The 11,693-nt window shown below is 73.7% G+C and carries 9 protein-coding genes; 4 read left to right on the top strand and 5 right to left on the bottom strand.

From position 1 onward, the window contains the following. Positions 1–125: 125 nt before the first annotated feature. Positions 126–2,705, top strand: coding sequence for an aminopeptidase N (gene pepN, locus QNO09_RS18740; protein ID WP_283971340.1), 2,580 nt, complete (start codon positions 126–128; stop codon positions 2,703–2,705). 142 nt (positions 2,706–2,847) lie between these two features. Here pepN and QNO09_RS18745 read toward each other — a convergent pair whose 3' ends face one another. Next, the gene (locus QNO09_RS18745) at positions 2,848–3,783 is read right to left on the bottom strand and encodes an EamA family transporter (protein WP_283971341.1); all 936 of its coding nucleotides are present in this window, start codon (positions 3,781–3,783) and stop codon (positions 2,848–2,850) included. A gap of 123 nt (positions 3,784–3,906) precedes the next feature. Between QNO09_RS18745 and QNO09_RS18750 the strand changes: the two genes are divergently transcribed. Further along, positions 3,907–4,419, top strand: coding sequence for a MarR family winged helix-turn-helix transcriptional regulator (locus QNO09_RS18750; RefSeq protein ID WP_283971342.1), 513 nt, complete (start codon positions 3,907–3,909; stop codon positions 4,417–4,419). Positions 4,420–4,475: 56 nt separating this feature from the next. Here the strand turns inward: QNO09_RS18750 and QNO09_RS18755 are convergent, their stop codons facing one another. The 3 genes from QNO09_RS18755 to QNO09_RS18765 form a co-directional block, all read right to left on the bottom strand. Next, positions 4,476–4,763: a hypothetical protein gene (locus QNO09_RS18755; protein ID WP_283971343.1), complete on the bottom strand. Its 288-nt coding sequence runs from the start codon at positions 4,761–4,763 to the stop codon at positions 4,476–4,478. A 63-nt stretch (positions 4,764–4,826) separates the two neighbouring features. Beyond that, positions 4,827–6,911 carry a 4-alpha-glucanotransferase gene (gene malQ / locus QNO09_RS18760; RefSeq protein WP_283971344.1) on the bottom strand — a complete coding sequence of 695 codons (2,085 nt, stop codon included), beginning with the start codon at positions 6,909–6,911 and terminating at the stop codon, positions 4,827–4,829. Continuing rightward, positions 6,912–7,169: a hypothetical protein gene (locus QNO09_RS18765; protein ID WP_283971345.1), complete on the bottom strand. Its 258-nt coding sequence runs from the start codon at positions 7,167–7,169 to the stop codon at positions 6,912–6,914. A 222-nt stretch (positions 7,170–7,391) separates the two neighbouring features. Here QNO09_RS18765 and QNO09_RS18770 point away from each other — a divergent pair, with 222 nt between their 5' ends. Further along, on the top strand, positions 7,392–10,241 hold the full coding sequence (locus tag QNO09_RS18770) for a glycoside hydrolase family 84 protein (RefSeq protein WP_283971346.1): 2,850 nt from the start codon (positions 7,392–7,394) through the stop codon (positions 10,239–10,241). Between the two features lie 351 nt (positions 10,242–10,592). Next, positions 10,593–10,835: a hypothetical protein gene (locus tag QNO09_RS39980; RefSeq protein ID WP_502962315.1), complete on the top strand. Its 243-nt coding sequence runs from the start codon at positions 10,593–10,595 to the stop codon at positions 10,833–10,835. Positions 10,836–10,929: 94 nt separating this feature from the next. Here the strand turns inward: QNO09_RS39980 and QNO09_RS18780 are convergent, their stop codons facing one another. Then, positions 10,930–11,466: an HNH endonuclease gene (locus QNO09_RS18780; RefSeq protein ID WP_033314199.1), complete on the bottom strand. Its 537-nt coding sequence runs from the start codon at positions 11,464–11,466 to the stop codon at positions 10,930–10,932. Positions 11,467–11,693 lie beyond the last annotated feature (227 nt).

Below are 11,693 nucleotides of genomic sequence, written 5' to 3' on the forward strand. Positions count from 1 at the left end.
CCGGACGTCACGTTCGCCCGGCCCCGCCGCCCGAGGGGTATCCCTAGGAGACGCCCGGGTCGTCGCCTGACGTCGAGTCGCCGTGGAAAGATGGCGCAACCCACCCATAACGAGGAGATGACCGCGTGCCTGGCACAAACCTGACCCGCGAAGAGGCGCAGCAGCGGGCGCAGCTGCTCGCCGTTGACTCGTACGAGATCGAACTCGATCTCTCCGGCGCGCAGGAGGGCGGCACCTACCGGTCCGTGACCACGGTGCGCTTCGACGTGACGGCCGAGAACGGCGCGGAGTCGTTCATCGACCTGGTGGCGCCGGCGGTGCACGAGGTGACCCTGAACGGGGACTCCCTCGACCCGGCCGAGGTCTTCGCGGACTCCCGGATCGCGCTGCCCGGGCTGCTCCACGGGCGCAACATCCTCCGGGTCGTCGCCGACTGCGCCTACACCAACACCGGTGAGGGTCTGCACCGGTTCGTGGACCCGGTCGACGACCAGGCCTACCTCTACACCCAGTTCGAGGTCCCGGACGCCCGCCGGGTGTTCGCCAGCTTCGAGCAGCCGGACCTGAAGGCGACTTTCCGGTTCACCGTGAAGGCGCCCGAGGGCTGGACCGTCATCTCCAACTCGCCGACGCCCGAACCCCAGGACAACGTCTGGGCGTTCGAGCCGACCCCGCGCATCTCGACGTACATCACGGCGCTGATCGTCGGCCCGTACCACTCGGTGCACAGCGTGTACGAGAAGGACGGCCAGTCCGTCCCGCTCGGCATCTACTGCCGACCCTCCCTCGCCGAGTACCTCGACTCGGACGCCATCTTCGAGGTGACCCGGCAGGGCTTCGAGTGGTTCCAGGAGAAGTTCGACTACGCGTACCCGTTCGAGAAGTACGACCAGCTGTTCGTACCGGAGTTCAACGCGGGCGCGATGGAGAACGCGGGCGCGGTGACCATCCGCGACCAGTACGTGTTCCGGTCGAAGGTGACGGACGCGGCGTACGAGGTGCGCGCCGAGACCATCCTGCACGAGCTGGCCCACATGTGGTTCGGCGACCTCGTGACCATGGAGTGGTGGAACGACCTGTGGCTGAACGAGTCGTTCGCCACGTACACCTCCATCGCCTGCCAGGCGCACGCGCCCGGGTCGCGCTGGCCGCACGCGTGGACCACCTTCGCCAACTCCATGAAGACCTGGGCGTACCGGCAGGACCAGCTGCCGTCCACCCACCCGATCATGGCCGAGATCCGGGACCTGGACGACGTCCTGGTCAACTTCGACGGCATCACGTACGCCAAGGGCGCCAGCGTCCTGAAGCAGCTCGTCGCCTACGTCGGCATGGACGAGTTCTTCCGGGGCGTGCAGGCGTACTTCAAGCGCCACGCCTACGGCAACACCCGGCTGTCGGACCTGCTGGGCGCGCTGGAGGAGACCTCCGGCCGTGACCTGAAGACCTGGTCGGAGAAGTGGCTCCAGGCGGCCGGCATCAACGTCCTGCGCCCGGAGATCGAGACGGACGCCGACGGGGTCGTCACCTCCTTCGCCATCCGCCAGGAGGCCCCGGCGCTGCCCGCCGGAGCCAAGGGCGAGCCGACGCTGCGCCCGCACCGGATCGCCGTCGGCCTGTACGAACTGGACGAGAGCAGCGGCAAGCTGGTCCGCGCGGAGCGCGTCGAGCTGGACGTGGACGGCGAGTCGACGCCCGTGCCGCAGCTCGTCGGCAAGCGCCGCCCGGCCGTGATCCTGCTCAACGACGACGACCTGTCGTACGCGAAGGTCCGCCTGGACGAGCAGTCCCTGGCCTTCGTCACGGAGCACCTCGGCGACTTCGAGTCCTCCCTGCCGCGGGCCCTGTGCTGGGCGTCGGCCTGGGACATGACGCGGGACGCCGAGCTCGCGGCCCGCGACTACCTGTCGCTGGTGCTGTCCGGCATCGGCAAGGAGTCGGACATCGGTGTGGTGCAGTCGCTGCACCGCCAGGTGAAGCTGGCGATCGACCTGTACGCCGACCCGGCCGCCCGCGAGGCACTGCTGGCTCGCTGGACCGACGCGACGCTGGCCCACCTCAGGGCGGCGGCACCGGGCAGCGACCACCAGCTGGCGTGGGCGCGCGCCTTCGCGGCGACGGCCCGCACGCCCGAGCAACTGGATGTGCTGGACGCGCTGCTGGACGGCTCGCAGACCGTCGAGGGCCTGGTCGTCGACACGGAGCTGCGCTGGGCGTTCGTGCAGCGCCTCGCGGCGGTCGGCCGGTTCGACGAGGCGGAGATCGCGGGCGAGTACGAGCGGGACCGTACGGCCGCCGGTGAGCGCCACGCGGCCACGGCCCGGGCGGCCCGCCCGACACCGGAGGCCAAGGCGGAGGCGTGGGCGTCGGTCATCGACTCCGACAAGCTGCCGAACGCCGTGCAGGAGGCGGTCATCGGCGGCTTCGTCCAGACCGACCAGCGCGAGGTGCTCGCCCCGTACGCGGACCGGTACTTCGAGGTGGTCAAGGACATCTGGGAGTCCCGCTCCCACGAGATGGCCCAGCAGATCGCCGTCGGCCTCTACCCGGCGGTCCAGGTGTCCCGGGAGACCCTGGACAAGACGGACGCCTGGCTGGCGTCCGCCGAGCCGAACGCGGCGCTGCGCCGTCTGGTCTCGGAGTCCCGCGCGGGCGTCGAGCGCGCCCTGCGGGCCCAGCGGGCGGACGCGGCGGCCGGGGAGTAGCCCCGGCGGCTCGACACCCGACGGAAGGGGTGTCAGGCAGAAGGGGAGTCCGCGGAAGAGGCGCCCGACAGAAGGGGCGTCCGGCGTGGGCCGGGCGCCCCCTCGCCTGCCCTCCGCGCCCCTCGGACGGGCGGGGCCGCTGCTATCGCCGCAGGGCTCCGCCCCGCACGTCCCCCGGCTCCGTGCGGGCTTTCCCCCTACTGACGCCGATGGTGTACGACGGCCGGGTGACGAACTGCCCGGCCACCGTCGCCCCGAACGCCAGCCCCATGCCGACCACTTGCACGGGCGTCAGCGCCTGCCCGAGCGCCGCCCAGCCGACGACGGCCGCGGTGAGCGGGGAGAGCGGCACGAGGAAGGAGACCTGGGTGGCGGTCATACGGCCGATGCCCCGGAACCACAGCCAGTACGCGACCGCCGTGTTCGCCACGGCCAGGTAGAGGTAACCGCCGACCGCCGGGCCGTCGAGCGCCGGTGGGGCGCCCTCGACCAGGAAGGCGAGCGGCGCGATGAGCAGGCCTCCCGCGGTCAGCTGCCAGCCGGCGAGGGCCAGCGGGCCGACGCCCTCGGGGCGCCCCCACCGCTGGGTGAGCACGGTGCCGGCCGACATCGAGGCCGTCGAGGCGACGGCCGCCAGCAGACCGAGCGCGTCCAGCGCCCCGGCCGCCCGCAGGACGACGAGGCTGACGCCGAACGCGGCCACGGCCCCGGTCAGCAGCGTGCGCGCCGAGGGCCGCTGCCCGAGCAGCAGCACGGAGAGGCCGGCCACGAACAGCGGACCGGCCGAGCCGACGACCGCCGCCAGACCGCCGGGCAGCCGGTACGCGGAGAGGAACAGCAGCGGGAAGAAGGCGCCGATGTTCAGCGCGCCGAGCACCGCCGCCTTCCACCACCAGGCACCGCGCGGCAGCACCCGGGCGAGGGCGAGCAGCAGCAGGCCGGCGGGCAGGGATCGCACCAGGGCGGTGAACAGGGGGCGGTCGGGCGGGAGGAACTCGGTGGTGACGGCGTAGGTCGTGCCCCAGGAGACGGGGGCGAGGGCGGTGAGGGTGATGAGAGCGGCGCGGGAGGTGGCCATGACGGGCACCCTTCAAGTAGGTCGATAGAAAGTAGCTTAGCGCTAAGCAACTTTCAGTCAAGCTACTTCCTGGCGAGTGACCGACTGGCGACCGATAGGCGGGGCATGGCCGATACTCGGGGCATGAGCGAACGCCCCGAGCAGCGCAAGGACCCCGTCGACGCGATCATCGGGCAGTGGGCGACCGTCCGGCCCGACCTGGACACCGCCGCGATGGAGGTCTTCGGCCGGATCAACCGCCTCTCGCACGCGATCGGCGAGCGGGTGGGGAAGGTGTACGCGACGTTCGGGATCTCCCGCGGGGAGTTCGACGTGCTGGCGACCCTGCGCCGCTCCGGCGAGCCCTACACGCTCTCACCCCGGCAGCTCTCCGCGACGCTGATGCTCACCACCGGCGGCATGACGGGGCGGCTGGACAAACTGGAGCGGGCGGGGCTGCTGCGCCGCTCCCCCGACCCGCACGACCGGCGCGGGCTGCACGTCACCCTCACCGACGAGGGCCTCGCACTGGTCGACGAGGCGGTCGGGGCGGGACTGTCGGTCCAGACGGAGGCGCTGTCCGCCCTGGGCGCGCGGCGGGCCGGGCAACTGGCCGATCTGCTGCGGGACCTCCTGGCGGGGACGGACAGGCCCTGACACGCCGAGGGCGCCGCCGCGGTCATCGCGGCGGCGCCCTCGGCGCGGAACGCTGATCAGGCCTTGACTTCGCTCGTCGCGTCGGCCTTCGTGGTGATGTTGGAGCTGGTCGGGTCCTTCTTCTTGTGCGACTTGTCGCCGATCACCACCAGACCGTGGATGACCAGGTAGAGCACGAGGGGGGCCACGACGAAGAGGCCCAGCGTCTCGATGACGCTCAGGCCCGGGCCGGGGTCGTCACCGTCGTCGCGGGTGAGCGCGCTCGCGGGGGACGACATGAGCAGCATCATCAGCGTCGTACCGGCTGCCAGGGCGCCGGCGCGCAGGGCGTTCTTCTTGTCCACGGTGTCAAAGTATCCAACGCCGACCGGGGACGCGCGCCCGGGGTGCCGTAAGACGCCCATGTCTCATGATCCGCGCTCCCTGAGCACCTCCATCAGCGCGTGCAGCCGCGGTGAGGCCGCCAGGTCCTCCAGCGTCACCGGCCGCCCCTGCGCGTCAGCGATGGGCAGACGCCAGTTCGGGTACTGGTCCCACGTCCCGGGGAGGTTCTGCGGGCGCCGGTCGCCCACGCCGTCCGGAAGCCAGACACCGACCATGCGGGCCGGGGTGCGCAGCAGGAAGCGGTGGACGGCCTGGATCTCGGCCTCCTCCGAGGAGGTGTCGCTGCCGCCGCCCGTGCCGTGCAGCAGGCCGAGCCGGGAGAGCAGGGTCAGCCACTCCCCCGCGTCGGCGGCGGCCTCGGCGCGCTCCTCCTCCAGCGGGCGGGTCAGCAGGCCCAGGCTGTCGCGGAGCTCGACGTGCTCGCCGGTGAGGCGGGCCGCCGTGGAGGGCAGGTCGTGGGTGGTGGCCGTGGCCAGGCAGTCGGCGCGCCAGCTGTCGGGAGGCAGGGGACGGCCGTCGCCCTCCCAGTCACGCTCGAACCACAGCACGGACGTGCCGAGCACCCCGCGTTCGCGCAGCGCCTCGCGCACGCCGGGCTCGACGGTGCCGAGGTCCTCGCCGATCACCGGCGCCCCGGCCCGGGAGGCCTCCAGGACCAGCACGGCGAGCATGGCCTCGGCGTCGTAGCGGACGTAGGTGCCCTCGGTGGGCGGGTGGCCCTGCGGGACCCACCAGAGGCGGAACAGGCCCATGACGTGGTCGATGCGCAGCGCCCCGGCGTAGCGGAACAGGGCACGCAGCAGCTCGCGGAAGGGGGCGTAACCGGACTCGGCCAGGCGGTCGGGGCGCCAGGGCGGCAGGCCCCAGTCCTGGCCGCGGGCGTTGAAGGCGTCCGGTGGGGCGCCCACCGACATGCCGGCGGCGAAGTACTCCTGCTGCGCCCAGGCGTCGGCCCCGCCGGGGTGGACACCCACCGCGAGGTCGTGCACGATCCCGACGGGCATCCCGGCCTCGCGCCCGGCGCGCTGCGCGGCGGTCAGCTGGGTGTCGGTGAGCCAGGCGAGCCGGGACCAGAAGTCGACCCGGTCCATGAGGCCGTTGCGCGCCCGGACGGTCTCGGCCGACCGCGGATCGCGCAGGCCGGTCGGCCAGCGGTGCCAGTCGGAGCCGTGCACCTCGGCGAGCGCGCACCAGGTGGCGTGGTCCTCCAGGGCCTGGCCCTGCTCGGCGAGGAAGTCGCAGTAGGCGGCGCGCCGGCCGGGACCGAGGGGGACCTCGCCGAGCAGTTCCAGCGCCTCCCGCTTGAGCTCCCACACGGCGTCCCGGTCGATCAACGCGCCCTGGTGCAGCACCGCTTCGCGCAGCCGTCCGGCTCGCTCCAGGAGGCTGCGCAGGCGTTCGGGGTCCTCGACGTACGCCGCCTCGGGGATGTCCTCGACGCGCAGGTGCACGGGATCGGGGAAGCGGCGCGAGGACGGGCGGTACGGGGAGGGGTCGGTGGGGGCGCCGGGAACGGCCGCGTGCAGCGGGTTGACCTGGACGAACCCGGCGCCGAGCGATCGCCCGGCCCAGCCGGCCAGCTCGGCGAGGTCACCGAGGTCGCCCATGCCCCAGGAGCGGCGGGACAGCAGGGAGTAGAGCTGGACGAGAAGTCCGTGGGTGCGCCCGGCGGGGCTGGGCAGGCGGGGCGGGGCGACGATCAGGTGGGCGGCGGCGGTGCGGCCGTCGGGGGTGGTGGCGGTCAGCCGGTGGACGCCGGGCGGGAGACCGTCGGCCGAGGCGCGGGTCTCGCCCTGCTCGGTGTCGATCCGCAGCCGGGTTCCCTCGGGCAGCGCGGCCAGGGCGGCCGGGGGGCTGCCGCTCCAGCCGACCACGGTCGGCGGCAGCAGCCGTTCACCCGCGTCCCGCTCGCGGGCCGCGAGCGCGGCGCTCACGGCGCCGGGCGTGCTCGCGTCCACGCCGAGGGCGGCCAGGGTCAGGGTGAGAGCCGTGGCCGAGGCCGCGACCACGCGGTCCGAGGACGGACTGTAGGACGTGGCCACGCCGTGCAGGACGGCGAGGCGGGACAGATCCTCGGAGGGCGGGTCGGCCGGCCGGGGTGCGGTCATCTACATCCTCGAGTAGTCCGGGACGAAGGCCGGGGGCTCGCTGGTCAGGGGGGCGGCTTCGGCGAGCGGCGGCTCACTGGTGAGGGGCTCGGCGTCGGGCAGCGGGGGCTCGCTGGTCAGCGGCAGTTCGGTGTGGGTGCTCTCGGAGCTGAAGACGCAGTAGCGGGGATCGGCGTAGTGGGGGTCGTCGAGGTCGGCGGACGGGTCCGCCACGGGTTTGGACGGGGCCGGGAGCGGAAGGAAAGTCATCGCAGCCACGGGGGCCTCCTTGGCATGTAAGGCTTTCGACGGGTCATCGCAGCCCTACCCAGTCGGCGCGCAGGCAGACGCCCCAGAGCGAACATCGTGCTTCGGCTCACATTCCGCTCCCCTCCACCCCCTCCAGATTCCGGCATTCGCGCCACAACGGCCACTCTCGTTGACACCTTCTCCGGACGGTGATGGGCTCGTTCTCCCGGTCGAACACATCTGGAGGGGCCTGTGGGACTGCGGCGTGGAACGCGAATCGCCGTCCTCGCGGTCGCCGTCGTCACCGGGAGCCTTGTCGCCCCGCCCGCCGCGACGGCGGCTCCGCCGGCCCCGGGCGCGACCGTGACGGCGACCCCCGACACCGCCGGACCGGACCTCTCCGTCTGGCCGCGCCCGCAGTCGCTGCGCGCGAACGGCGCCCCGGTCGCCGTGCCGCACGACGTCGCCCTGATCACCGGCGCCCGGACTGATCCCCACTCCGTGGAGGCCCTGCGCACGCTGCTGCGGAAGGCGGGAGCCCGCCGGATCACGGACACGGCCGGACCGGGGGCGCTGGTCGTCCGGGCGTGGACCGAACCCGTCCGCCGGGGCGACCGCCATGCCCCGCCCTCCGGGGGATACGAACTGTCCGTGGGCCGGGACGGCGTCTCCCTCACCGGCACCGGCGAGGACGGTCTGTTCCACGCCGTGCAGACGCTGCGGCAGCTCGTCCGGCCCGACCGCACGATCGCGGCGGTCGTGGTGCGTGACTGGCCCGGCACCGCCGTCCGCGGTATCACCGAGGGTTTCTACGGCACCCCGTGGACGCACCGGCAGCGGCTGGCGCAGCTCGACTTCATGGGGCGCACCAAGCAGAACCGCTACCTGTATGCCCCCGGTGACGACCTCTACCGGCAGGCCCGCTGGCGTGAGCCCTACCCGGCCGGGCAGCGGGCCCGGTTCCGGGAACTGGCCGAGCGGGCCCGGCGCAACCACGTCTCGCTCGGCTGGGCGGTGGCCCCGGGCCAGGCGATGTGCTTCGCCTCCGATGCCGATGTGCGGGCGCTGACGCGCAAGCTGGACGCGATGTGGGAGCTGGGCTTCCGGGCGTTCCAGCTCCAGTTCCAGGACGTCAGCTACAGCGAGTGGCACTGCGGGGCGGACTCCGACCGGTTCGGCTCCGGCCCCGAGGCGGCGGCGCGGGCGCAGGCCCGGGTGGCGAACGCGGTGGCCCGGCACCTGGCGGCGCGGCACCCGGGCGCGGCCGCCCTGTCCATCATGCCGACCGAGTACTACGAGGAGGGCACGACCGACTACCGGCGGGCACTGGCGAGCGGCCTCACCGCGGGCGTCGAGGTGGCGTGGACGGGGGTCGGGGTGGTGCCCCGCACCATCACGGGCGGCGAACTGGCCGGCGCGCGCGAGGCGTTCCGGCATCCGCTGGTCACGATGGACAACTACCCGGTCAACGACTACGACCCGGGCCGTCTCTTCCTCGGCCCGTACCGGGGCCGGGAGCCGGCCGTGGCGACCGGCTCGGCCGCCCTGCTCGCCAACGCCATGCAGCAGCCGGAGGCGTCCCGCATTCCGCTGTTCACCGCCGCCGACTACGCCTGGAACCCGCGCGCCTACCGTCCCGGGGAGTCCTGGCGCGCCGCGATCACCGACCTCGCGGGCGGGGACCGGCGCCGCGAGCGGGCCGTGGCGGCGCTCGCCGGAAACGACGCGTCGTCGGTGCTCGGCGAGGAGGAGTCGGCGTATCTGCGCCCGCTGGCCGAGGCGTACTGGAGGTCCCGCACGGCCGGCGGCACGGGCGCCGACGACGCCGCGCGGCGGCTGCGCGAGGCCTTCACCGTGCTGCGCGAGCTGCCCCGGCGGCTGTCCGGAACCGGCCTGGGCTCCGAGGTCGCCCCCTGGTCGGAGCAACTGGCCACCTACGGCGAGGCGGGCACGGCCGCGCTCGGCATGCTGGAGGCGCAGCGCGCCGGGGACCCGGCGGCGGCCTGGACGGCGTACCGCAGGCTCGGCGTCCTGCGGGCCCGGCTGGAGTCGGCGCCGGTCGAGGTGGGCACGGAGGTGCTGGACCCCTTCCTGCGACGGGCGCAGAAGTCCTACGCGGCCTGGTCCGGCATCCAGCACGAACCGCCCCGCAACCCCGGCGACGGCCGCACCCTGCGCTTCCCGCGGCCCCGGGCCCTGACCGCCGTGACGGCCCTGACCGAGCCGGGCACCGAGGGCGGCGTCGAGATGCACGTGCCGGGGCAGGGCTGGCGCGAGGCGGGCCGGCTGGACCGGTCCGGGGCGACCGAGGTGCGGCTCTCGGCACGGGCCGATGCCCTGCGGGTCACCGGCCCCACCCCTTCCGGCGTGCACCACCTCATCCCCTGGTTCACCGACGCCCCCGCCACCTCCCTGGGCCTGCCCCGCGACCGCGCGGACGTCGAGACCGGCCGTACGGAGCGGCTGACGGCCCGGCTGAGCTCGCTGCGCCCCGCCGACGCCCGCGGCAGGCTCACCGCCGAGGCACCCGAGGGCGTCCGGGTGCGGGTGCCGAGGACGGAGCTGACCGTGCGGCGCGGCACCACGGTGGGGGTTCCCGTCGAGGTGACCGTGGAGCGCGGCACCCCGATGCGCTCGTACGACATCCGGCTGGGGTTCGCGGGAGCGGACCGCACGCTCACCGTCCGCGCCGTCCCGCCCACCGGCGGCCCCGACCTGGCCCGCACCGGCACCGCCCGGTCCTCGGGCGACGAGACGCCCGACTTCCCCGCGTCGGCGGCCAACGACGGCGACCCGGACACCCGCTGGTCCTCCCCCGTCGACGACGGCGCCTGGTGGCAGGTCGAGCTGGCCCGCCCGGTTCGGCTCGGCCGGGTCGCGCTGCACTGGCAGGACGCCCACCCCTCGGCGTACCGCGTCCAGGTCTCCCCCGACGGCCGCCGCTGGCGGGACGCGGCCACCGTCCGGGACGGCGTGGGCGGCCGGGAGAACGTCCGCATGGACGAGCGGGACGTGCGCTTCGTACGCGTGCAGGGCGACAAACGGGCGACTCCGTACGGCTATTCGCTGTGGTCGGTGGAGGCGTACGCCGTCACGGACTGAGTCCCTCGAGGACCCGGCGAAGCGGACTGGGCGGAGAAGAAGAGCGACGGCCTTCGGCGTTGCTACTGCTCGTGCCGGTGCTCGGGTTTCTCGGGCAGTGCGCCCGGATCGGGGCGGTGCACCGCGACCGGCGGCCGGCCGGGGCGACGCCCTGGCAGGTGCGGCGGATCGCCGCGCTGGAGGCCGGACCAACCTGTCTGCTGGGCTCGGCGGTCGGCATCGTCTTCTCGGTGCTCCTGCTGCGCCTGTGGGACCGGCCTACCGCCCTGACCTGGGCTGGGATCTCCCTGGTCGCCGTCGCCGTACCGCTGCTGGGCGCTGCGCCGGGTGGTGGCCTCTCCGCTCGGGTGGGTGCGCAGGGCCGGGCCCCGCACCGGACGGGGGCCGGGGCTGCTGTTCCTGGCGGCGGTGCTGCTCGCCGGCCTCGGCGGGACGGCCGTCGGCGCGCGGTACGCCCTGCTCGGCAACGAGCCGGTCCCCTGGGCGATCACCTTGGTCCCCGTCGCCGTCTACGCCGCCTGCCTGCTGGCCGCGGCCACCGCACTGCCCCTGCTGCGCCGATCGGTGCGCCCGGGGGAACTGCGGTACGCGTAGGCGCTTCCCCCCATGACGGGCCGGCCCGGGGGAACGGGGGTTCCCCGGGCCGGTCGGCAGGCCGCACGCGGCAATACGAAGGCCCGGATCGTCGTCAGGCGGAAATGCCGTCGATCCGGGCCATGGCGTCCTCCGCGCCGTACGGCTGCAAGTACGGCAGCCAGCGCGGATCCCTGTGGCCGGTCCCGATGATGCGCCAGGCCAGGCCGGACGGCGGGGCGGGTTTGTGGCGCAGCCGCCAGCCGATCTCGAAGAGGTGGCGGTCGGCCTTCACGTGGTTGCAGCGGCGGCAGGACGCCACCACGTTGTCCCAGACGTGCTTGCCCCCGCGGCTGCGCGGGATGACGTGGTCGACGCTGGTTGCGACGCCACCGCAGTACATGCACCGGCCCCCGTCGCGGGCGAACAGCGCCCGGCGGGTCAGTGGAACGGGCCCCCGATAGGGAACCCGGACGAATCGCTTGAGCCGGACCACGCTGGGTGCGGGGACTGTGACGGTCGCGCTGTGCAGGTAGGCGCCGGACTCCTCAAGGCATACGGCCTTGTTCTCGAGGACGAGGACGAGCGCGCGGCGGAGCGGTACGACGCCCAGGGGCTCGTACGACGCGTTGAGTACCAGGACATGCGGCACGGATGCCTCCTTGGACGCCGGCGGCGCGTGGCTCGCGCCGGGACGATTCGTAGTCAGTCTCCCCTCATGCCTGGTGGAAGCGCCACCATGTCCCCGTAACGGGCTGGGAGTGTTTTCGACCACATCCCATTCATCCCCAGGATCATGGTCTGTTCAAGCCAGGGTGAGCACGGTCTCTCCTTCACACATCCCGCGGAAGCACACACAATGCCCCGTTAGTGTGGTGG

Source organism: Streptomyces sp. 378 (genome assembly GCF_030124145.1).
In the GTDB taxonomy this organism is placed as follows: Bacteria; Actinomycetota; Actinomycetes; order Streptomycetales; family Streptomycetaceae; genus Streptomyces.